Annotated in this window: 21 protein-coding genes; 11 read left to right on the forward strand and 10 right to left on the reverse strand. The window is 69.0% G+C overall.

Going from position 1 to position 20,618, the window contains the following annotated elements; all coding sequences use genetic code 11:
* Window positions 1-132 precede the first annotated feature (132 nt).
* Window positions 133-1,119 (forward strand): LacI family DNA-binding transcriptional regulator, encoded by a 987-nt coding sequence (locus tag ABD907_RS17235; protein ID WP_345217806.1) that lies wholly within the window; start codon window positions 133-135, stop codon window positions 1,117-1,119.
* 55 nt (window positions 1,120-1,174) lie between these two features.
* On the opposite strand, the gene ABD907_RS17240 is transcribed toward ABD907_RS17235, so the two are convergent.
* A complete protein-coding gene (locus tag ABD907_RS17240) occupies window positions 1,175-2,422 on the reverse strand; it encodes an AGE family epimerase/isomerase (protein WP_345217808.1) in 1,248 nt (415 codons plus the stop codon).
* A gap of 204 nt (window positions 2,423-2,626) precedes the next feature.
* On the opposite strand from ABD907_RS17240, the gene ABD907_RS17245 reads away from it, so the two are divergent.
* The 3 genes from ABD907_RS17245 to ilvA are packed head-to-tail and all read left to right on the forward strand — an operon-like array spanning window position 2,627 to window position 5,810.
* A complete protein-coding gene (locus tag ABD907_RS17245; RefSeq protein WP_345217810.1) occupies window positions 2,627-3,496 on the forward strand; it encodes a 6-phosphogluconolactonase in 870 nt (289 codons plus the stop codon).
* On the forward strand, window positions 3,483-4,538 hold the full coding sequence (locus ABD907_RS17250; protein ID WP_345217812.1) for an N-acetylglucosamine-6-phosphate deacetylase: 1,056 nt from the start codon (window positions 3,483-3,485) through the stop codon (window positions 4,536-4,538). Before ABD907_RS17245 ends, ABD907_RS17250 begins: the two co-directional genes overlap by 14 nt.
* A 33-nt stretch (window positions 4,539-4,571) precedes the next feature.
* Window positions 4,572-5,810 (forward strand): threonine ammonia-lyase, encoded by a 1,239-nt coding sequence (gene ilvA, locus ABD907_RS17255; protein WP_345217813.1) that lies wholly within the window; start codon window positions 4,572-4,574, stop codon window positions 5,808-5,810.
* A 51-nt stretch (window positions 5,811-5,861) separates the two neighbouring features.
* On the opposite strand, the gene ABD907_RS17260 is transcribed toward ilvA, so the two are convergent.
* From ABD907_RS17260 to ABD907_RS17280, 5 genes are all read right to left on the reverse strand, one after another.
* Window positions 5,862-6,164 carry a hypothetical protein gene (locus ABD907_RS17260; RefSeq protein WP_345217815.1) on the reverse strand — a complete coding sequence of 101 codons (303 nt, stop codon included), beginning with the start codon at window positions 6,162-6,164 and terminating at the stop codon, window positions 5,862-5,864.
* Window positions 6,165-6,329: 165 nt separating this feature from the next.
* Window positions 6,330-6,899: a hypothetical protein gene (locus ABD907_RS17265; RefSeq protein WP_345217817.1), complete on the reverse strand. Its 570-nt coding sequence runs from the start codon at window positions 6,897-6,899 to the stop codon at window positions 6,330-6,332.
* A gap of 45 nt (window positions 6,900-6,944) precedes the next feature.
* A complete protein-coding gene (locus ABD907_RS17270) occupies window positions 6,945-7,799 on the reverse strand; it encodes an alpha/beta hydrolase (protein WP_345217819.1) in 855 nt (284 codons plus the stop codon).
* A 418-nt stretch (window positions 7,800-8,217) separates the two neighbouring features.
* Window positions 8,218-8,760 carry a dihydrofolate reductase family protein gene (locus ABD907_RS17275; protein WP_345217821.1) on the reverse strand — a complete coding sequence of 181 codons (543 nt, stop codon included), beginning with the start codon at window positions 8,758-8,760 and terminating at the stop codon, window positions 8,218-8,220.
* A 74-nt stretch (window positions 8,761-8,834) separates the two neighbouring features.
* The gene (locus ABD907_RS17280) at window positions 8,835-9,443 is read right to left on the reverse strand and encodes a dihydrofolate reductase family protein (protein ID WP_345217823.1); all 609 of its coding nucleotides are present in this window, start codon (window positions 9,441-9,443) and stop codon (window positions 8,835-8,837) included.
* Window positions 9,444-9,559: 116 nt separating this feature from the next.
* Between ABD907_RS17280 and ABD907_RS17285 the strand changes: the two genes are divergently transcribed.
* Window positions 9,560-10,069, forward strand: coding sequence for a winged helix-turn-helix transcriptional regulator (locus tag ABD907_RS17285; protein ID WP_486334128.1), 510 nt, complete (start codon window positions 9,560-9,562; stop codon window positions 10,067-10,069).
* Window positions 10,070-10,080: 11 nt separating this feature from the next.
* Here the strand turns inward: ABD907_RS17285 and ABD907_RS17290 are convergent, their stop codons facing one another.
* The 3 genes from ABD907_RS17290 to ABD907_RS17300 form a co-directional block, all read right to left on the reverse strand.
* On the reverse strand, window positions 10,081-10,869 hold the full coding sequence (locus ABD907_RS17290; RefSeq protein ID WP_345217827.1) for an SDR family NAD(P)-dependent oxidoreductase: 789 nt from the start codon (window positions 10,867-10,869) through the stop codon (window positions 10,081-10,083).
* Between the two features lie 95 nt (window positions 10,870-10,964).
* Window positions 10,965-11,465 (reverse strand): OsmC family protein, encoded by a 501-nt coding sequence (locus ABD907_RS17295; protein ID WP_345218901.1) that lies wholly within the window; start codon window positions 11,463-11,465, stop codon window positions 10,965-10,967.
* Window positions 11,466-11,654: 189 nt separating this feature from the next.
* Window positions 11,655-11,867 carry a DUF3072 domain-containing protein gene (locus tag ABD907_RS17300; protein ID WP_345217829.1) on the reverse strand — a complete coding sequence of 71 codons (213 nt, stop codon included), beginning with the start codon at window positions 11,865-11,867 and terminating at the stop codon, window positions 11,655-11,657.
* Between the two features lie 87 nt (window positions 11,868-11,954).
* Between ABD907_RS17300 and ABD907_RS17305 the strand changes: the two genes are divergently transcribed.
* Window positions 11,955-12,917: an SDR family oxidoreductase gene (locus ABD907_RS17305; protein ID WP_345217831.1), complete on the forward strand. Its 963-nt coding sequence runs from the start codon at window positions 11,955-11,957 to the stop codon at window positions 12,915-12,917.
* Window positions 12,918-12,984: 67 nt separating this feature from the next.
* Window positions 12,985-13,785 (forward strand): bifunctional hydroxymethylpyrimidine kinase/phosphomethylpyrimidine kinase, encoded by an 801-nt coding sequence (gene thiD, locus ABD907_RS17310; protein ID WP_345218903.1) that lies wholly within the window; start codon window positions 12,985-12,987, stop codon window positions 13,783-13,785.
* A 5-nt stretch (window positions 13,786-13,790) separates the two neighbouring features.
* Here the strand turns inward: thiD and ABD907_RS17315 are convergent, their stop codons facing one another.
* Window positions 13,791-14,930: a LacI family DNA-binding transcriptional regulator gene (locus ABD907_RS17315; RefSeq protein ID WP_345217833.1), complete on the reverse strand. Its 1,140-nt coding sequence runs from the start codon at window positions 14,928-14,930 to the stop codon at window positions 13,791-13,793.
* Window positions 14,931-15,019: 89 nt separating this feature from the next.
* Here ABD907_RS17315 and ABD907_RS17320 point away from each other — a divergent pair, with 89 nt between their 5' ends.
* From ABD907_RS17320 to ABD907_RS17335, 4 genes are read left to right on the forward strand one after another with little or no spacing between them, the layout of a single operon-like run.
* Window positions 15,020-16,330 (forward strand): ABC transporter substrate-binding protein, encoded by a 1,311-nt coding sequence (locus tag ABD907_RS17320; RefSeq protein WP_345217835.1) that lies wholly within the window; start codon window positions 15,020-15,022, stop codon window positions 16,328-16,330.
* Window positions 16,327-17,334, forward strand: coding sequence for a carbohydrate ABC transporter permease (locus ABD907_RS17325; RefSeq protein WP_345217837.1), 1,008 nt, complete (start codon window positions 16,327-16,329; stop codon window positions 17,332-17,334). The genes ABD907_RS17320 and ABD907_RS17325 overlap by 4 nt, the downstream gene beginning before the upstream one ends.
* Window positions 17,334-18,221: a carbohydrate ABC transporter permease gene (locus tag ABD907_RS17330; protein ID WP_486334129.1), complete on the forward strand. Its 888-nt coding sequence runs from the start codon at window positions 17,334-17,336 to the stop codon at window positions 18,219-18,221. The genes ABD907_RS17325 and ABD907_RS17330 overlap by 1 nt, the downstream gene beginning before the upstream one ends.
* Window positions 18,222-18,273: 52 nt before the next feature.
* Window positions 18,274-20,583 carry an FAD-dependent oxidoreductase gene (locus ABD907_RS17335; RefSeq protein ID WP_345217840.1) on the forward strand — a complete coding sequence of 770 codons (2,310 nt, stop codon included), beginning with the start codon at window positions 18,274-18,276 and terminating at the stop codon, window positions 20,581-20,583.
* The last annotated feature ends 35 nt before the right edge of the window (window positions 20,584-20,618 follow it).

A 20,618-nucleotide genomic window follows, 5' to 3' on the forward strand; every position in this document is an offset into this window, starting at 1 on the left:
TGGCTGTCGGGATGGGCGGTTGGCACGCTGGCCACGTCAACGAAGGATCGCGAGGAAACGCGCCGTGACGTGCATCCGCTTGCACGCCTTGTGCGACGCTTGCCGCATGACGAGAGCGGAACGAGGACCGTTATGAAACGAGCGACGATCTATTCGATCGCGGAGGAGCTGGGGATCTCCGCGTCCACAGTTTCCCGGGCCTTCACCCGCCCCGAGCTCGTGAAACGATCGGTGCGCGAACGCATCCTCGCCACCGCGGAACAGCTAGGGTACGAGCCGAGCTGGGCGGCGAGGGGGTTGGCGACCGGCCGCACGGGACTGATCGGGCTGCTGATCCCGGACATCACCAACCCGTTCTTTCCTCCGTTGGTGAGAGCGATCGAGAAGGCGGCCGCCGGACGTGGCTCAGGCGTCCTCCTCGTGGATGCCGAGGCCAACGGCGCGGCCGAGCCCGGGCTCGTCGCACAGCTCAAGCCCCAGGTCGAAGGGCTGATCATCGCCTCGCCGCGGGCACCGAGCGCAGCCCTGAAGGAGGCGGTCGGGCAGACGCCGGCCGTGGTGGTCAACCGCGCGATGCGTGGATTGCCGACCGTGGTGGTCGACAACGGCCCCGCTCTGCGCGAGGCCGTCCGCAACCTGGTCGCGGACGGGCACCACAAGCTTGTGGTGATGCGCGGGCCGGCCGACGCGTGGGCAGCAGCGCGACGGGTGGAAGCCGTTCGAGCGGCGGCAGGGCAGGAGGGCGCCGAGCTCGTCGAGCTGGGACCGTTCGAGGCCCAGTTCGAGGATGGCCGCCGGGCGGCCCGGGAGATCCTCGCCTCCGGGGCCACGGGCGTGCTCGCCTTCGACGACCTCATGGCTTGCGGGGTGTTGTCGGGGCTGGCGGAGCGCGGTCGGCGAGTACCGGACGACTTCAGCCTCGTCGGGTGCGACGACGTGCTGCTGGCCCGGACCGTCACGCCGGCCCTGACGACCATCACCGCCCCGCTGGAGGAGCTGGGCAACCACGTGGTCGAGCGGCTCGACGGGGTCGCGCGCGGCGAGGCGGTCAAGGACGTGCGGGTCCGTGGTGAGTTGACGGTCCGGGGCACGACCGCCCCCGCTCCGGGCACGAGCTGAGTCCCCGCCGCGGAGAAGCGCTGCCGCGGCGCCTCGCGGGCGGCCCGAGGACCCGTTACCGATCCTCTTCGTTCGCCGGGACGAGCAGCTGCATCAGGTTGCGGGTGATGTGGAACGGGTCCTTCACCGGCAGCGCCACGACCTCGTCGAGCGGGCGGCCTTCGCGGTCCCGGATCTGCACCCACTCCTCGCCGTCGGCGCCCCCTGGGAACGTGTCCAGCGTGTAGTCCCAGATCCGCTCGAACCACTCGGCGGACGCCGCGTCACCGTGCCGGCGGGCGGAGATCGCCGCCGTAGCGGCCGCCTCCGTGTGTACCCACCACAGCTTCGTGTCCCAGGTCCGTGCCACGAGGTCCTCGTACGGCGAGTCGGACCGGTTTCCGCGCGGCGCGCCACCGTCGGCGTCGGTGTAGCGCAGCAGGCCGCCGTGGACCGGGTCCCACCCCAGCGAGCACAGCGCCGGCACGGAGTCGAGAATCTCGCGCTGGTGTGACGTGTCCCCGAGGAGCTCCATCACGTCCAGGGCCACCCAGAGCCCTTCGATGGCGTGCCCCGGCACGCGGTGGCGATCAAGGAGTGCGTCCGGCCTCGGCGGTGCGTGCTCCGGAAGCATCTCCGCGAACGTCCCGTCCGCGGCGCGGTGGGCGAGCAGGAGGTCGAGGCCCTGCGCCAGCCACTGACGGTGTGGACCGAGCTCCAGCCCCAGCGCGCGAGCGGCCTCGGCGTGCACCAGCAGGGTGTTGAGCAGAATCATCGTCGGACCGAACGCCCGGTACCCGGCGGGCACCTCGTACGGTGGGGTGGGGGCGGTGCCGGCCAGGATGTCGGCACGGGCGCGAGCCAGGATCGGCTCCGCCCGGGACAGCCAGGCGGCCTCGCCCGTGGCTCGCGCGAGCTCCGCCAGGCCCATGACCACGAAACAGTCGGCATAGACGCTCCGCGCGGGGGAGGCCGTGCCGTTGACGAGCTCACCCCGCTCGGTGACTCGGAAGGCGCAGGTGTCCGTACCGACCACCGCGTGGTCGAGGAGGAACCGGGCGCCCGCCTCGGCGTCGGCGAGCAGCGTGCGGGCATCGAGCGCGAGCCGCCCACGGCGGGCGTGCTGCGCGGCCCGCGCCAGCAACCAGACGAAGCGGCCCTGCGACCAGGTGAACTTGTCCGTGGTGGTCCGGGTGCGTCCCCGGTTGTCGAACCCGGTGTGAAAGCCTCCGTAGGTCCGGTCGATGCCGCGCGAGAGCCAGAACGGCAGGATCACACGCTCGAGCTGGTCGCGGGCCTGCAGGGCGGCGTGGTCGAGCGCCATGCTCCTCCTTGCGTTCGGGCGCCAGGTCCTCGGCGCGGCACCGATGAGGTCGATCGGGAGCGTACGGAGGGCCACGGCCGGCTGCAAGCGCTTGCATGTGCACGAGGCGACGGCCACCCGAGGACCATCGCGGTCGTTGACCGGCGGTGGGCGCGCGCCTATGGTGACCCTGCAACCGCTTGCATAACGAACTGGTGGAGACAGATGTCGAGGACTACGGACCGGCTGCTGGCCGGCGGGACCACAGTGGCGCGTACGGCCGACGAGGTAGGGCGCCACGCGGCGGATCGGGTGTCCCGGCTCGTCCTCGAGGCGATCAGCGCGCGCGGGCGGGCCCGGGTCATCTTCGCCAGCGCACCGTCTCAGGAGCCGACCATCGCCGCCCTGCGTTCCGATGTGCGCATCGACTGGAGTCGGGTACAGGCGTTCCACATGGATGAGTACCTCGGTCTGCCGTTCGACCACCCGCAGGCGTTCGGCCAGTGGCTTCAGGACCGCCTGCCCACCGACGTGACGCTGCGGCGTATCGATCCGACGGCGGACCCGGCTGCGGAGGCGTCCCGGTACGCCCAGCTGCTCTCGGCGGCGCCGATCGACGTGACGTGCTTGGGTATCGGCGTGAACGGCCACATCGCATTCAACGAGCCCGACGTGGCGGACTTCGACGACCCCGAGCTGGTGCGCACCGTCGAGCTGGACGAGGTCTCTCGTACCCAGCAGGTCGACGAGGGCCTCTTCGCCGCCGTGGCCGACGTGCCGACACGTGCCCTGACACTGACCGTCCCGGCCCTGGTGGGTGCCCGTTCGATGGTGGCGACGGTCCTCGGGTCCCAGAAGGCGGCCGCGGTGTCCTGCGCCCTGACCGGTCCGGTGACCGCACGCTGCCCGGCCAGCGTCCTGCGTACGCACGGCGCGGCCTCGATCCACCTCGACGAGGGTGCCGCGTCGTTGCTCGGCGACGCCGCCGCCGTCGACGCCGCCGCCGTCGACGCCGCCGCGGTCGACGCCGCCGCCGCCGCCGTCGAGCGGGCCGCCGGCGTACCGATCGAGACCGGCGCCGATGACCGCTCCTGAGACCTTCGGGGCGGGGGTCGTGCGCCACGCGGGCCTGGTCGACCTTCAGGTCAACGGCTACGCCGGACTGGACGTCAACGCCGACGAGCTCGAGCCGGCAACCGTCGTCGAGCTCACCCGTGCCCTGTGGGCGCAGGGTGTGACCACCTACCTCCCGACCATCATCACCGCTCCGGAGGCGAAGATCGTCCATGCCCTGCGCGCCGTCGCCGCGGCACGGCAGACCGACCCGCTGGTGGCCCACTCCATAGCCGGGGTGCACGTGGAGGGCCCGTCGCTCCATCCCGACGACGGTCCTCGCGGAGCGCACGACGTCCGTCACCTGCGCGATCCGGACGTCGCCGAGCTCGATCGGTGGCAGGAGGCCAGCGGCGGGCTGGTGCGTGTGGTGACCCTCGCCCCCGAACGCCCGGGCACGGAGGCCTACATCAAGGCAGCGAGAACGCGCGGCGTCCTGGTCTCGCTCGGTCACTGCGCTCCCACGGCCGAACAGGTCCGTGCCGCGGCGCGGGCCGGAGCGACGTTGAGCACGCACCTCGGCAACGGGACGTACCGGACCGTGCCGCGCCACCCCAACCACATCTGGGCGCAGCTCGCCGCCGACGAGCTCGACGCCATGCTCATCGCCGACGGGCACCACCTGCCGGTCGACGTGCTCACGGCCATGATCCGCGCCAAGTCTTCCCGGTGCTGCGTGCTCACCTCTGACTCTGCGGCCCTTGCCGGCAATGCGCCGGGGGAGTACCGCACGCCGGTCGGAGGCAGCGTCACGGTCGACGCCGACGGGCGGCTCACCCTCACCGGCACCGAGCTGCTTGCGGGATCGGGACGGTCCTTGCTCGGCTGCCTCGACTGGGCGCGTGCACACCTGCCGGTCGACCCCGAGGCCCTGCTGGCGATGGCGACGCTGAACCCGGCCCGCGTCCTGGGGCTGACGGACCGGGTGGCCGACGACGGCGACACGGTGCTGGTGGACCGTGGCATCGGAACGAGCCGAGTCCTGTCCACCCGGCTGGGCGGCACCGAGGTGTACGCGGCCTGACGACGGTCCGGCCACGCACCGACGGAGGATGCGATGTCAGAGCCTGAACCAACCGACTTCGACCCCGGCCTCGCTACGTTCACGGAGGCCGCCGAGGCGATCTCCGCCGTCGTGCACCGCACGCCTGTGGAGAGCTCGGCCTCCCTGTCCCGTCTGACCGGGGGGCAGGTGTGGCTCAAGGCCGAGAACCTCCAGCGCGCGGGCTCGTTCAAGATCCGGGGCGCCTACCTGCGCATGTCCCGACTGGGCACGGAGCAGCGCCGGCTCGGCGTGGTCGCGGCGTCGGCCGGCAACCATGCCCAGGGCGTCGCGCTGGCCGCCCGGGAGCTCGGTATCTCGGCGAAGGTCTTCATGCCGCTCGGGGCGGCGCTGCCCAAGCTGGACGCCACGCGCCAGTACGGGGCTGAGGTGGTGCAGGCGGGCGGGAACCTCACTGAGGCGCTGGAGGCCGCACACGCCGAGGCGGCCGGCACGGGCCGGGTGCTGATCCATCCGTACGACCACGCGGACATCGTCACCGGGCAGGGCACGCTCGGCCTGGAAATCCTCCAGCAGGTACCCGACGCGCGCACCATCATCGTCCCGACCGGGGGCGGCGGGCTCCTCGCCGGGGTGGCCGCGGCCGCGCACGCCGTCGACCCGGACATCACCGTGGTCGGCGTGCAGGCAGCCGGTGCCGCCACCTATCCCCGGTCCCTGGCGGAAGGGCGACCGGTGCCGTGGGCCGCCGTGGACACCATGGCGGACGGCATCGCGGTCGGGGTGCCCGGAGACGTGCCCTTCTCGGTGATCCGCCGGCACGCGATCCACGTGCGCACCGTCGGCGAGAGCGAGCTCTCTCGAGCCGTCCTCTATGTGGCCGAGCGCGCCAAGATGGTGGTCGAACCCTCGGGGGCGGCCGGTGTGGCGGCGTTGCTCGGCGACCCGGACGCCTTCCCGGGGCCCGTGGTGGTGCTGCTCTCGGGCGGCAACGTCGATCCCTTGATCCTGTTGCGGATCGTCCGCCACGGCATGTCCGCCTCGGGGCGCTACCTGGAGATGCGTGTCAGGGTCCGGGACAGCCCCGGGAGCCTCGCAGCGTTGCTGCAGGACCTCGCCGGGGACGGCGCCAACGTGCTGAGCGTGGAGCACATCCGTACCTATGCCGAGCTCGCGGTCGACGAGGTCGAGATCTCCGTGGAGCTCGAGGCCCAGGGGCCGGACCACTGCGACAGCGTGCTGCAGATGCTGCACGACCGGGGCTACCACGTGGTTGGATCCCGCGCGGGCTAGTGCGCGTTCCCTGTGGTCCTGATGGTGTCGCCGACGTTTTGGTACAGCGGTCTAGTTCAGCGGTGAGCCCGATCCGCCGCCGGATGATGGTCCGTCGGGGGTAAGCAGACCGATGGTGATGTATGCCAGCGCTCCCAGAGTCAGCCCGACGCCGATCCAGACCGCCCATGCCCGTCCACGGCGGCGTTGCCCGGCAAGGCCCGCGACGAGGACCAACGGACCGACGCACCAGCCGAAAAACCCGAAGACGGCGAGGCCGAGACCGGCAGGGACGGCGAGCACGGCTACCACCGCGGTGCCCGCAGTGAGCTGCCAGCCACGTGCACGTGGCTGGACGGTGCCGGGTTCTGTCATGCCTCATCACCTCCACCGTCTCCGGATGCGCGTGCTCCCAGCAACCTCGATCTATCTACCGTAAGCGGAGCCAGATCGTGGTGGCGCGGAGGCTGACGCCGCTTCGGTAGGTCAGGGCGAGCGCTACGACAATCGCGATGCGCGGGTCTGTTTCAGGTGTCCGCCCTAAGGAGTGGATTCGGTGCCAGACATCCGCGACGAGACATCGTTAAGCCGGACGTACGTCAGGTACAGACGTGGAAACGCTATCCAGTAGAGCAGGGCCTTGAAGGTGAGTGAGGCGAAGACGATCCATGCGAATGGCCCGCTCATCACGCCACCATTGGTGTTCCCGGTGGCAAAAGTTATGCCGAGAACCAGCACGAAGGCGGTAAAGATGGAGGCCAGGGCCGCCATGATGAGGTGCACCGCGACTTCATCAAGCATGTCCCTGTCCGTCTGGGTGGATTCGTTTATCCGCTCGGTCAGCCTGAGGCGTAAGGCGTGGAGGTGAGTGAAAGCTGTCAGGGCACCGCCAGTGAGCAACGCTGCCGCGGTCAGTACCGCCCCAGGCTCCTGAAGAACTACCGGAGTCTGGAACGTCTGCTCGAGCTGCCAGCACAGAATGAGAACCGCGAGTGGGAGACCGTAAACCAGCAGGGTCAAGGGCCAGTTCTGCCGGCTTGACGTCTCCTTCCGATCGGACAGGGACCGGAAATGGCCCCTAAAAAATGACCAGGGAAACAGTCTTTCCATGACCCACTCCTTTCACCGCTGCCCTAGACTTGATGGCGGCCCTGCTCACGACACGAGTCGCTGCTCGAGGAACTCCAGCGTTTTCGCGAATGCGGTCCGACCTTCGGCGTTGTCTAGGTTGAACTGATACTCGTGCGGAAGGGGCGGGGTGTGATTCGTCGGCCAGAACAGGGTAGTGACGTCGATCCCAAGCTCTGCCAACCGCGCGGCCATCGGCTCAGACTGTTCCTTGGTCAGTGGGTCGCCATTGCCGCCACTGATGTAGACCGGGGGGTGGGCGCGATTCACATGGTGAATCGTCGACATCTGACGGACAGCCGCTGAATCATCGATGGCTTTAGAACCCGTATAGGCCCAGATCGCTATACCGTCGCCCCATCCCAGAAGCCCTTTCGCCCCGAGCAGGGCCCTCACATCGTATATTCCGCAGTTCAGTACTACGCCGCGCAGCTGGACGGCGTGCAAGGCGGGTTTCACGCCGAGTTCGCCGGCATACTCGGGATTCGTGGTGAGCACCGAGAGCTGGGTTGCCAGTTGAGCGCCCGCGGAGTCGCCGGCCAGCACGATCCTGTCAGGATCCACATGCAACCGTTCCGCGTGTGCGTTGATGTAGGAAAGTGCATCATTGAGCTGGTGAACTGCGGTTGGGTAGATCCGCTCGGGGCCGAGAGAGTAGTCGACCCCGATGACGGTGTACCCGTGTTCGGCAATCAGCTCGAAGTAGGGAACATCGTCAGCAGCGCCTCCGGAGATCCAAGCGCCCCCGTGGATCCATATCACTGCAGGAAGCTGCCCTGAAGCGTCTTCCGGGCGGTAGAGGTGAAATGTCGCATCCGGATCGTCGTCGCGGTACGCCGATTTCTGCTTGTGGATCACCCCGGCCGGAGCGTGCAGCTCCATGGCACCAAGTAGCCGGGCGCTGTCTCTCTTGAACAGCGTCCGGAGAAGCAGAGTCCCGGGCCATGGACTCACGACAAATGCCACCGAGGCCGCAGCGGTGAGGGCACCTATGCACCCGATGATCCACCGGAAGCCGCCATGACGAAACCAAGGCCGCTGGCGCCCACTCTTCATCGATTGCCCCCCTCGTTCATGAGCCCCTCCTTCCGAGCGTAGGCGACGCCTGTTACAGCATCAGGGACATTGACCGCACGTCGGTGCTCCTGATAGCCGGGTATGACGGTGGTCGGGGTCTCGTCTCGAGCGGGTGTCGGTCCCTGGGTGGGCCCCGGGTCTTGTCGGTGAGGTCGAGCGGATCCGTCGGTCGCCCTGGGACGGCGCGAGGTCAAGGAGATCGGGGCTGCGCATGAGTGCGTCGTCAGACGACGCGGTACCAGCTGTTCGTCGTCCGAGGAGTGTGCCACTGTCGGATGCGCTCGAGGCCTACGCGCGTGCCGCCCGGTCGCTCGAAGAGGCGCGTGCCGTCCCCGAGGAAGACCGGTGCGACGCAGGTGAGGACCTCGTCGAGGGCACCGAGCTCCAGGCATTGACGGGCCACGTCGGCCCCGAGGACGTTGACGTACTCCTTGCCTCCGGCCGCGTCTCGTGCGGCCTCGACAGCTGTGCGTACGTCGTCCAGGAACGTCGTGCGTGTGACCGGCTGGGCCGGCGGGCGGTGGGTGAGCACCACCTGCGGGCCGTCCCACTCGCCCTCGAATGCGCCCTCGCGCTCGGGGTCACCGCGGTGCGGGTCGTCGCCACCGAAGGTGCGGGCGCCGACCAGGAGTGCCCCGACGCCGGCGATCAGCTCGTCCATCACGGGGTCGGCTCCGAGGTGCTCGGTCAGCCACGACATGTCCCCGCCGGGGCCCGCGATGAACCCGTCGGCGGACATCGTCACGGAGTACAAGAGCTTGGCCATGGCTCAGCCCGTCACGGGACCGGCATCCGTACCGGGACGGAAGCCGCGGATCAGGAGGTGGGTCGCGGTGGTCATCAGGTTCCCTCCGAAGGGCCGTCGACGCGGTAGGTGGTGTGCGTGACAAGCCGGGTGGCGCGGGCGCTCACCGGAGTCAGGCCGAGGTCTCCGACTCCGTCGAAGAGGCGCGCGCCGCCACCGAGGACCATGGGCGCGACGTGCAGCCGAAGCTCGTGGATCAGTCCGGCGGCGAGGTATTGATTGATCGTCTCGGCGCCACCGGCGACGGCGACGTCGCGCTCGCCGGCAGCATCCAAGGCCTGCTCGAGCGCGGCACGGATCCCGTCGGTGACGAAGGCGAAGGTGGTCCCACCGGCCATCTCGAGTGGTTCTCGCGGGTGGTGGGTGAGGACGAAGACCGGCGCGTGGTACGGCGGCTCGGCGCCCCACCACCCGTCCCACGGCTCCGACCACGGGCCCCGGATCGGTCCGAACATGTTGCGGCCCATGATGAAGGCGCCGGCTTGAGTGATGGCCGCGACCTCGGCCGCGTTGTTCTCGGCGTCCTCGAACTGCCAGCGGTGGAGCCGCTCGCCGCCGACGCCGAGCGGAGCGTCCCTGCTCTGGCGCGGGCCGGCGACGAACCCGTCGACCGAGACCGTCACGTCGCACGTCACGATGCCCATCTCTGCCGCTCCTCGGCGAGTGATTGCTAGATGCAATTGGTGTGGGATGAGGTTAACCGCGTGCGGAGGTAAACTGCAACCAGTTAGTTCCGGAGATGCAGAGGGAGATGGTCGACGTGGCCGACGCGCACCGCTCCGGCTGCCCGATCAACCTCTCGCTGGAGGTCATCGGGGACAAGTGGTCGCTGCTGGTGATCAGGGACATGATGTTCGGCAACCGCCGCCACTTCCGCGAGCTGCTCACGCGGTCGGAGGAGGGCATCGCCTCGAACATCCTCAGTGAGCGGCTCCGGCGTCTCGTCGCGGCCGGGATCGTCACCAGGGTGCAGGACCCGACGCACAAGCAGAAGCAGATCTACAGCCTGACCGAGCAGGCTATCCAGCTCGTTCCAGTGCTCGCCTCCCTCGGAGCGTGGGGCACCAAGTTCCTGCCGGTGGCACCGGAGCTCAGCATCCGGGCGAAGATCCTCGACGAGGGTGGGCCCGAGCTGTGGGAGGAGTTCATGGACGAGCTGCGCGAGCAGCATCTGGGTGTCGCGCGGGCGCCGGGGACGCCGTCGGTCTCCGAGCGGCTGCAGCGGTCCTACGAGGCCGAGCTCGCACGCGGAGCGAGTGCCCAGGCGTAGGTGGCATGCGGCTACCGGGCGCCGGTGATCCCGCCGTCGACCGGCAGCTCCACACCGGTGATGTAAGAGGCTAGGTCACTGGCCAGGAACGCGACGGCGGCGGCGATGTCGGCTGGGCGCCCAAGTCGCCCCACGGGGTTCGGTGCGTAGGTGGTCGCCACCTCGGACTCGATCGCGTCCCAGGACCGCTCGGCGTACTCGGGACGGGCCGTGAACATCGCACGGAGGCCGGGCGTGAGGATGACACCCGGGCTGACCATGTTCACGGTGATGCCTGTGCCGGCGAGGCTACGGGCCATCGCGGTCGTGGCGTTCTGCAGGGCCGCTTTCGCGGCCGAGTACTCGATCATGTTCGGCAACGGCGTCCGCACACCGCGTGTTCCCAGGGTGATGATCCGGCCCCAGCCACGCTCGGTCATGCCAGGTGTTGCTCGTCGGCTCAGCTCGACGGCGCTGATGACATTGCTCCGGTACGCGTCGAGCCAATGCTCGGGCTCGGCCTCGGCGAAGGCATGCTCGCTGAACGGACCGGCAGTGTTGACGAGGATGTCGTAAGCACCACTCGCGACGCGGTCCGCGACACGGGTGCGCTCCTCGGCGTCCCCGAGGTCACCGAGGACGGTCTCGACGGAGCTGTGGCCGGCGAGATCCTGTGCGAGGGCGTCCGCTGCGCGGGCAGGGTCTCTCCCGTGGATCGTGACGGCGGCGCCCTCACTGGCGAGGAAACGGGCAATCTCCAGCCCGATGCCCGCCGTGCTGGCAGAGACGAAGGCGCGGCGGCCTACGAGGTTGAGGTCCATTCCGCGACGATACGTGCAGGCCCCGACACGACCGCCCGTCGGACGCATCACCTGCTCAACGCCACGCAGCGTCCGCAGCGCCCTCGTGAAGCGGGTCAGCCGCGGTCGACGGTGATGGCCGGGCCGTTCTGGAGCGTCTGAAGCACCACGCAGTACCGCTCCGTGGTCTCGACGAGCTTGTCGAGCTCCTCCGCTGATGCGTCGGACTCGAGGTCGAAGGTCAGCCGGATCGAGGTCAGACCCACAGGCGCGTCACGGTCGGCGCCGAGCGTGCCGCGGGCATCCCAGTCGCCCTCGGCGCGCACGCGGCCGGTGACGTCCAGGCCCGTGTTGGTCGCCACGGCGCCGAGGGTGACTCCCGCGCATGCCACGAGGGACTCGAGGAGCATCTCCCCGGAGCAGGCCAGAGTGCCGGTCCCGCCGGTGGCCGGGTGCAGGCCGGCCTCGACCAGCGCCCGGCCGGTGCTCACGGAGCAGCTGACGCCACCGGTGTCGAGGTCCCCCTCGGCGCGCAGGGTGACGACGGCCGCACCCGGGTCCTCGCGGTAGCGCTGCTTCAGCGGGCGTTGCGTCGCCCGCAGCTCGGCGGTGTCCATGTGGCTCACCCTTCTTCTCCTGCCGCCGGTCGTGGTCCGGCGGCACAGCCAAGTCTGGGTGAGGCTGACGCTGGCCGGCGGGCCCGTCCGAGCCGTGAACGATCGGACCGGGCCTGTCCGAAGGGTGGGACGACCGAGCAACGAGGCGCAGCTGAGCGGTCGAGAATCTCGGCGCCGCGAAGGGAACGGCTAGGCGTCGTCCCCACCGGAGACGCGGCCACTCTGGTCCTGCAGCTCGTCGATCAGCTCCGATGCCTGCGCCTTGGTGGGATTCTCCGGCAGCTCGCGGCCCGCCTCCCGGGCGAGCGTCTCGAGATAGCTCAGCTGGGCGCCCGTCGCAGGCTCATCACCGGTGGCCCACTCGTCGGGTTCCTTGATGGTGCCGTCCGTGTTCTCGCTCATGGCGCCAACGTAGGACGCCCTGCGCCCTGACGCGCGCCGAGCACAGGGCCGATCTATCGTCGGGATCCAGACGCCGAGGAGGTAGTCGTGCGCATCAAGGGATCCGTCGTCGTCATCACCGGTGCCTCGGACGGTATCGGCCGCGCCACCGCGCTCCGGTTCGCCAAGGAGGGTGCCGCCGTCGTCCTGGCCGCTCGCCGGAGGGAGCCGCTGGAGACCCTTGCCGCCGAATGCCGCGAGCACGGTGCCGAGGCCATCGTGGTCAGCACCGATGTCGCGGACGAGCGTGGCGTCATCGACCTGGCCCGCCGAACCGTGACGGAGCTGGGCCGGATCGACGTGTGGGTGAACAACGCCGCCGTCGGCATCGTCGCGCCGTTCCTCGACACCCCGCTGCACGACCTGCAACGCCTTCTCGAGGTCAATGTCGTGGGCGTCGTCCACGGCTCGCGCGTCGCCGTCGAGCAGATGATCAGGCAGCGGGCGGGCGTGGTCATCAACGTCTCGTCGGTGCTCGGCGAGGTGCCGGCCCCCTACAACAGCGCCTACTCGATGTCGAAGTCCGCGGTGCGCGCGCTCGGCTTCAGCCTGCGACAGGAGCTCAGACTGGCCGGCGCCAAGGACGTCCACGTCTGCTCCGTCCTGCCGCCGAGCGTCGACACCCCGTACTACCGGCAGGTCGCCAACTTCACCGGCCGCGAGGCCCGGCCGATCCCACCGCTGTATACCCCGGAACGAGTCGCGCGGACGATCTGCTCCCTCGTGCGCAGTCCTCGACGCGAGGCCGTCGTCGGCACGATCGGGCGGATCGTCGTCCTCAAGCACCGGTTGTTCCCGGGCACCATGGAACGGTTCATGTCCGGGGTCGTCTCGCGCACACACCTGTCCCGGCGGCGCGTCCCACAGACAACCGGCAGCCTGTACGGGGACGCCGGCGAGGCGCCCACCGTGCACGGCGGCCACCACGGCCGTGCCCGGAGCATGGGCCGGACGGTCGCTGCGGCGGCGCTGGGTGTCGGCGGCTACCGCCTGCTGCGCCGTCGGGCGTGATCGCAGCCCCGCTCCGGTAGTTTGGTACGCCGCGTGCTTGGCAGAGACCCACCGAACGGAGGACCCGATGGTCAACCCCGCCTACGTCATCGCCGGCTCCGAGGCGACCGGCGGCGCCGGCATCCAGGCCGACCTGAAGACCTTCCAGCAGCTCGGCGTGTTCGGTGTCGGCACACTCACCTGCATCGTCTCGTTCGATCCGAAGGCCGGCTGGGCGCACCGCTTCGTGCCGGTCGACCCGGAGGTCATCGCCGACCAGATCGAGGCGGCCACCGCCACCTACGAACTCGAGGTCGTCAAGATCGGCATGCTGGGTACGCCGGCCACCATCGATGTGGTCGGCAAGGCCCTGGCCGAACAGTCCTTCCGGCACGTCGTCCTCGATCCCGTCCTCATCTGCAAGGGCCAGGAGCCCGGCGCCGCCCTGGACACGGACAACGCGCTGCGCGAGCGGGTCCTGCCGCACGCCACCGTCGTCACGCCCAACATGTTCGAGACCAAGACGCTCTCCGGCATGGACGTCATCGAGACCGTCGACGACCTCGTCGAGGCTGCCCGCCGGATCCACCACCTCGGCCCGCAGTACGTGCTCGCCAAGGGTGGCGTCGAGCTGCCGGGCGATGATGCCGTCGACGTGCTCTTCGACGGCGTCGAGCCGCACGTGTTCTCGGTGCCGAAGGTGGGGGAGGAGCGCGTGTCCGGCGCCGGCTGCACGCTCGCCGCCGCGGTCGCCGCAGAGCTGGCCAAGGGCGCTGAGGTCTTCGACGCGGTCGCGACCGCCAAGGACATGGTGACGGCGGCCATCGAGGGGCGCCTCACGGCGCGCACCCCGTTCGACGTCGTGTGGCAGGGCGCCTACACGGGCTAGCCTCTTCAGCCGGCGGCTGCCGTGCTCTCGCGCCGGATCAACTTGTGCCCGGCGACGACCTCTCGCGGGGCCGCGTCTTGGTCTTCGATCCGGCGGACCAAGAGTTCGACGGCCCGGTCCGCGCTCGTCGCGATGTCGGGTGCGACGGTGGTCAGCGTCGGGTTCGAGTAGGCGCCCTCCGGGATGTTGTCCCAGCCCGTGACGGCGACGTCCTCCGGGACGCGGAGGCCACGCCGTCGGAGGGCATGCATCGCGCCGATGGCGATCAGGTCGCTCGCGCAGACCAGGCCGTCGAACGGTAGCCCGCGCCCGAGAAGCTCCTGGACCGCGAGCAGGCCGGACTCGCGTGTGAAGTGCCGTGCGGGCACGACTCGGGACGGCTGGAAGTCGATGCCGGCCTTCTCGATCGCCTCGCGGTACCCGAGCATGCGGAGCCAGCCCGGGCCGAACTGACGCGATTCCTGCGCGCCGACGAACACCAGCGACCGCCGCCCCAGATCGAGCAGGTGCTGGGTCGTCTCCTGGCCGGACGTCTGGTTGTCGACGATCACGTGGTCCAGGTGCGAGCCGTCGACGCGTTCGCCGAGGAGCACCAGCGGCAGGGGGCCGTGAGCCTGCGTGACAGTCGTGCTGTCGAGGCCCTCCGGCCGCAGGATGATGCCGTCCGCGAACTGTGCGTCGAAACCGCCGGCCACGTACCGCTCGGACTCCGGCCGGCCGTTCGTCTCGCTGATGAGGACGGTGTAGCCGCGCGCCTCGGCCGACCGGATGATGCTGTGGGCGAGGTGCGCGAAGTACGGCATTGTCAGGTCGGGGAGCGCGACGGCGAGCAGGTAGGTCCTGCCAGACCGGAGCTGGCGGCCGGCCATGCTGGTGCGGTACCCGAGCTCGCGGATCGCCGCTTCCACCCTCGCGCGGGTCTCGGGCCGCACATTCGTGCGGTTGTTCACGACGTTGGACACCGTCTTCCACGACACGCCCGCGCGCTCGGCGACGTCCTTGACGCTGGGGCGTCGCCCCGGCCGTGCGGATCCCGACCTGCCTGCCGCCGCCGTCACGGTGCCGTCCCGGGCTCGAGCCGTCGAGGCGACCCGAAAGGTCGACTCTCGGCGCTGCAATCGTTGACAGACCTCTTCATCGCTCACTATCTTACCGTTCTAACGTTGGAATACAACGTTAGAACGCCAATGCGCGCCCCATCCGTCAGTGACGCCGGTACCCCGGAGGTTTCCTCATGTCCAAGTCTGAAATCCGCTGTTCGTCGCGTCCCTTCGCCGTGGGCGCAACGGCGATGCTCGGGGTTGCCCTCGCCGTGGCCGGCTGCGGAGTCAGCGCGCCCGCCGGAGGTGGATCCTCCGGTGACGGCGGCGGCGGTTCCGAAGCGATGCGCGCGACGTGGTGGGGCGGGGACTCAGAGAACCAGGCGCTGAACGAGGCCTTCGACGCCTACGCGGCGGCGTCGGGAGTCGACGTCGCCCGGGAGAGTCAGCCGTGGGACGGCTACTGGGACCGCCTGGCCACGCAGACGGCGGGCGGAAACCCGCCCGATCTGATCATGCAGGCCGGCAGCCAGATCCCCGAGTACTCGAGCAGGGGCACGCTGATGGATCTCAGCGGGGCCGAGGGCCTGGACGCCGAGATCGTCGACGAAGGACTGAAGCAGTTCGGCGCGGTCGGGGACGAGCTCTACGGCGTCGTCGCGGCCTCCAACGCCATGGGCCTGGTAGCCAACGACAAGCTGCTGGACGAGGCGGGGGTCTCGGTGCCGCAGGGTGAGTACACCTGGGACGAGCTGGCCGAGGTGGCCGTCGACGCCCATGAGGCGCTCGGCGACGACGTCTGGGGGATCCAGGACGGCGGCGGCGACCTCATCCTGTTCATCCTGGCCGTCCGCGACGACGGCCGGCAGTTCTACGCGGAAGACGGTTCCCTCAACGCGACGCCCGAGGACCTGACCGCCTGGCTCGAGTACTGGGAGGAGCTTCGTCAGGCGGGCGGCGCGCCGCCGGCGGACGTGACGGCCGAGGGACAAGGGGAGCTTCCCAACGCGCCGCTGGCCCAGGGTCGCGCGGCCATGGGGTTCGGCTGGACGCAGGACTACATCGCGTACACGCGTCTGATGGACGCGGATCTGTCGCTCAGCCTTCCCCCGTACGACGCCGAGAACCCCAGTCTCTGGATGAACGCGGCCAGCCTGTGGTCGGTGTCGGCCACCAGCGACAACCAGGACGCCGCCGTGGACGCCATCAACCACTTCATCAACGACGAGGAAGCCCGTGAGGCGATCGGCGTCTCGTTGGGGATGCCGCCGTCGCAGGAGGCCCGTGACCAGCTTGCCGGCACCCTGTCCGACGAGGAGCAGGCGGCGATGGACTACATGGACGAGGTCGCGGAGACCTCGACCCCGCTCAACCGCCTGTGGCCGGCCGGTTTCGCCGAGCTCCGCACGCTGCTCAGCGAGCTCAACGAGGCCGTCGCTTTCGGTAGCACGACCATCCCGGACGCGGTGGACGAGTTCTTCTCCACCGCCGCAGAGCTCGAATGAGCACCAGCTCAACGAGCGGTGCACCCACCGTGGCGAGCGAGCCGTCCCAGCGCGACCGAGCGCGCGTCGACGGCCCGGGCGCGGAAGAGGTGCGTCCGCCACGGCGCACCCCGAGGCGGAGGCGCTCGGCGACCGTGGCCGGCTACCTCTTCCTGCTCCCGTGGTTCCTCGGTCTGTTCACCCTCGTGCTGGGACCGATGGCCGCCTCGGCGTACCTGTCATTCACCGAGTACGACCTGTTCACGGACGCGCAGTGGGTCGGGCTCGGGAACTACACGGAGATCCTCACCGATGACGAGGACTTCCGGCAGTCGGTCGGCGTGACCTTCACCTACGTCCTCGTCTCGGTTCCGCTGCGACTGATCGTCGCGCTGAGTCTCGCGATCGTGATGAACCGCGCCATGCGGGGCATGACCTTCTACCGGTCGGTGCTGTACCTGCCTTCCCTGCTCGGTGGGAGCGTCGGCATAGCGGTGCTGTGGCGTCAGCTCTTCGGCCGGGAGGGGACGGTCAACGATCTGCTCGGCCTCGTCGGCATCCAGGGACCGAACTGGATCGCCGACCCGGACTACTCGCTCATGACGATCATCGTTCTCGCGGTGTGGCAGTTCGGCTCGCCGATGATCATCTTCCTCGCGGGTCTTCGTAACATCCCCGCGGATCTGATCGAGGCCGCCTACGTGGACGGAGCCGGCGCCCTCCGCCGATTCTTCTCCATCACGCTGCCCCTGCTGACACCGATCGTCTTCTTCAACCTCGTGATGCAGACGATCGTCGCCTTCCAGGCGTTCACGCCCTCGTTCATCATCAGCAACGGCACCGGAGGCCCGGTGGGATCCACGCTCTTCTACACCCTGTACCTCTACCAGCGGGCCTTCACCGAGTTCGAGATGGGCTACGCCTCGGCGCTGGCGTGGATCCTCGTCGCGATCATCGCGATGTTCACCGCTGTGGCCTTCCTCAGCTCCAAGCGCTGGGTCTTCTACGCGGACGGGGGCCGATGATGGTGACCTTCCGGACGGTGGACCGCCCGCCGGTCGATGCTCGAGGCGGCGCAGCCGCCAAGAGGTTCAAACGCGTCCTGCTGCACGCCGGCCTCGTCATGCTCTGCGTCGGCATGCTGTACCCGCTGCTGTGGATGGCTCGGGGGTCCCTCGTGCCCGAGGACCAGATCTTCTCGTCCGAGACCTTCCTGCCCAGCGAGCTGGTCTTCGCCAACTATCCCGACGGATGGGCGGCGAACCCGCCAGGATTCGGCCGGTTCCTCATCAACTCCGCCGTCGTCTCCGTGGGCGCGGTGATCGGAAACCTCGTCGCGTGCACCATGGCGGCCTACTCGTTCGCCCGGGTCGAGTTTCCGCTGAAGCGTCTCTGGTTCGCCGTCATGCTCGCCACGGTCATGATTCCCGTTCACGCGACGCTTGTGCCGCAGTACACCATCTTCACGGCGGTCGGATGGGTCGACACCTATCTGCCGCTCATCGTCCCGAAGTTCCTCGCCACCGACGCGTTCTTCATCTTCCTGCTCGTGCAATTCATGCGGAGCATCCCCCGAGAGCTCGACGAGGCCGCCGAGATCGACGGTTGCGGGCACCTGCAGCGGTTTGTCCGGGTACTTCTGCCGCTGATGGGTCCAGCACTGGCGACCACGGCAGTGTTCACCTTCATCTGGACGTACGAGGACTTCATGGGCCCGCTGATCTACCTGGCGGACGTCAATCAGTACACCGTGCCGCTGGGCCTGCGCATGTTCATGAACAGCATGGGCGAGTCCTCCTACGGGGAGCTGTTCGCCATGACGACGCTGTCCCTCCTGCCCGTCTTCGTCATATTCATGATCTTCCAACGCCGCCTCATCGAAGGGATTGCCACGACTGGGCTGAAGGGATAACGCGAACCGTCCGAGCAAAAGACTGAGTGCGGCAACATTGGAAGAGGAAGATTTGAGACACGTCACCCAGAGCTATGACATCGTCGTCTGCGGCGGAGGGCTCGCAGGATTCACTGCCGCCGTATCGGCCGCTCGGATGGGGCAGCGGGTCTGCCTCGTGCAGGACCGGCCCGTGCTCGGCGGGAACAGCTCCTCGGAGGTCAGGGTGGTGCCTCGCGGCAGCACGACCTATCACGCGTATGCCCGCGAGGGCGGCGTGCTCTCGGAGCTGATGGTCGGCGAGCGGATGAAGAACCACGAGCCCATCTTCGAGAACGGCTGGGCCAACAGCGTCTGGGATCTCTCGCTGTACGACCTGGCACAGCGCACGGAGAACCTGACCCTCCTGATGAACACCGCCGTGTGTGACGTCACCGTCACCGACGGACGCATCGCGTCCGTGACAGGCTGGACGATGTCGGCCGAGACCGAGACGGAGCTGCGGGCCGAGGTGTTCCTCGACTGCACCGGCGACGCCGTGGTCGCGGCACTGGCCGGCTGTGAGTTCCGCACGGGCGAGGAGGCGCGCGCCGAGTTCGGCGAGCCGCACGCCCCGCTCGAGGCGTCCGAGGACACGATGGGCAACTCCATCCACTTCAAGACCAAGGATGTCGGACACCCGGTCGACTTCGAGCTGCCCGAGTGGGCGGTCGAGTACACCGATCCCGACTTCTTCTACAAGCAGGGCCGTGTCCCCAGAGACGTGCGCGGCGGATTCTGGTGGATCGAGCTCGGCAAGCCGTGGAACACCATCTACGACGCCGAGGAGATCCGGCACGAGCTGACCCGGCACACGCTGGGCGTGTGGGACTGGATGAAGAACAAAGACCCCCAGACACGGAACGCGGCCAAGAACCTCGCGCTCGACTGGCTCGGCCAGGTGCCGGGCAAGCGCGAGAGCCGGCGCATCATGGGTCTGCATCTCCTGACCGAGGGTGACTTCTTCCGGGACGAGCCGTTCGAGGATGAGATCGCCTACGGCGGCTGGAACATCGACCTGCACACGCCCGGCGGGCTGCTTGCGTCGACGAGCGAGCCGACGGCCGCTGCCGGATACGACCTGCACTCCAAGGAGTCCGTGACCGCCTACGTCGGACCGTTCGGCATCCCGCTGCGCTCGCTCGTGGCGAAGGACGTGACGAATCTGCTCATGGCGGGCCGCAACGTCTCGGCCACGCATGTCGGTCTGGGTTCCGTCCGAGTCCAGGCCACGACGGCGATCATGGGGCAGGCCGCCGGTACGGCCGCGGCCGTCGCCCTCAAGAACGGGGTGTCGGTCCAGCAGGTCGCGACGATCGCTATCCATGACGTCCAGCAACAGTTGCTCAAGGACGGGTGCTTTCTTCCGAACGTGGTCAACGCCGACGAGCGGGACCGTGCGCGGACAGCGACCATCACGGCGTCTTCCGAGGCGGTCAATCTCGGCGCGGCGCCGGGTGACAGGTGGATCGATGGCGGTCTTCGTGAGAACGTCCGCCACAGTGGCGAATACCTTTCGGCGCTGCGGGCCCAGTGGATTCCGGTCGAAACCGGTCCGGACGCTCCTGGCCTTCGGACTGTGAGCGTCCTCCTGCGCAACCACTCCGACACGGCGGTGGAGATCCCGGCACGCCTGCAGCAGGCGGACCACATCTGGGACTACCGCGTTGACACGAACATGGTGCTCGACGACACGACCCTCGTGGTCGAACCGGGGGAGCACTGGGTCACCTGGGACGTCCGCGTCGACCCCGGGTCGTTGGTTCGCACGGCCCCGGGTGGGCAGTACGTCCGCGTGGACCTCGCCGCCGAACCCGCCGTCGAGTGGCTCCGTGCCGGGCGCATCCTCCCCGGTGCGGTCTCGGCGTTCGAGATGTCACCGGGGCGGCTGCGCCGGTTCGGCGACGGCGTGACGATGAGCCACCGCATCACGCCCGCGCAGCGCGCCTACCCGCCGGTCGGCGTGATCAGCGGGACGGCGAGGCCGCACCGGGCCACCAACGAGTGGCGGTCCGATCCGGGCCATCCTTTCGACCAGTGGATCCAGCTCGACTGGGACGAGCCCCAGGACATCAGCACCGTCCACGTCACCTTCGCAGGTCACCTGCTGCGGGAGTACGACCACACGCCCGCGCTGTGGCGCGACCCCCAGACGGTGCGCGACTACACGATCCGGGCGTGGTCGGGCGAGCGGTGGACCGACATACTTGTGGTCGAGGGCAACGGCTTCCCGCGTCGGGTGCACCACCTGGTCGACGTGATCAGCTCGACCGCCATTCGCCTCGTGGTTCACGCTACGAACGGTGACCCCTCTGCGGCTGTCTACGAGATTCGATGCTACTGAGACAGCCGAGAACCAGGCCGCACGACAAGGAGAGC

Source organism: Georgenia halophila (assembly GCF_039541595.1).

Excerpts from the sequence above, each read along its gene's own strand:
- ABD907_RS17325 (WP_345217837.1), top strand. The coding sequence starts at position 16,327 with ATGAGCACCAGCTCAACGAGCGGTGCACCCACCGTGGCGAGCGAGCCG.
- ABD907_RS17290 (WP_345217827.1), bottom strand. The coding sequence starts at position 10,869 with ATGGACCTCAACCTCGTAGGCCGCCGCGCCTTCGTCTCTGCCAGCACG.
- ilvA (WP_345217813.1), top strand. The coding sequence starts at position 4,572 with ATGTCAGAGCCTGAACCAACCGACTTCGACCCCGGCCTCGCTACGTTC.
- ABD907_RS17235 (WP_345217806.1), top strand. The coding sequence starts at position 133 with ATGAAACGAGCGACGATCTATTCGATCGCGGAGGAGCTGGGGATCTCC.
- ABD907_RS17270 (WP_345217819.1), bottom strand. The coding sequence starts at position 7,799 with ATGGAGCTGCACGCTCCGGCCGGGGTGATCCACAAGCAGAAATCGGCG.
- ABD907_RS17330 (WP_486334129.1), top strand. The coding sequence starts at position 17,334 with ATGGTGACCTTCCGGACGGTGGACCGCCCGCCGGTCGATGCTCGAGGC.
- ABD907_RS17245 (WP_345217810.1), top strand. The coding sequence starts at position 2,627 with ATGTCGAGGACTACGGACCGGCTGCTGGCCGGCGGGACCACAGTGGCG.
- ABD907_RS17250 (WP_345217812.1), top strand. The coding sequence starts at position 3,483 with ATGACCGCTCCTGAGACCTTCGGGGCGGGGGTCGTGCGCCACGCGGGC.
- ABD907_RS17295 (WP_345218901.1), bottom strand. The coding sequence starts at position 11,465 with ATGGACACCGCCGAGCTGCGGGCGACGCAACGCCCGCTGAAGCAGCGC.
- thiD (WP_345218903.1), top strand. The coding sequence starts at position 12,985 with ATGGTCAACCCCGCCTACGTCATCGCCGGCTCCGAGGCGACCGGCGGC.
- ABD907_RS17320 (WP_345217835.1), top strand. The coding sequence starts at position 15,020 with ATGTCCAAGTCTGAAATCCGCTGTTCGTCGCGTCCCTTCGCCGTGGGC.
- ABD907_RS17275 (WP_345217821.1), bottom strand. The coding sequence starts at position 8,760 with ATGGCCAAGCTCTTGTACTCCGTGACGATGTCCGCCGACGGGTTCATC.
- ABD907_RS17240 (WP_345217808.1), bottom strand. The coding sequence starts at position 2,422 with ATGGCGCTCGACCACGCCGCCCTGCAGGCCCGCGACCAGCTCGAGCGT.
- ABD907_RS17300 (WP_345217829.1), bottom strand. The coding sequence starts at position 11,867 with ATGAGCGAGAACACGGACGGCACCATCAAGGAACCCGACGAGTGGGCC.
- ABD907_RS17265 (WP_345217817.1), bottom strand. The coding sequence starts at position 6,899 with ATGGAAAGACTGTTTCCCTGGTCATTTTTTAGGGGCCATTTCCGGTCC.
- ABD907_RS17280 (WP_345217823.1), bottom strand. The coding sequence starts at position 9,443 with ATGGGCATCGTGACGTGCGACGTGACGGTCTCGGTCGACGGGTTCGTC.
- ABD907_RS17260 (WP_345217815.1), bottom strand. The coding sequence starts at position 6,164 with ATGACAGAACCCGGCACCGTCCAGCCACGTGCACGTGGCTGGCAGCTC.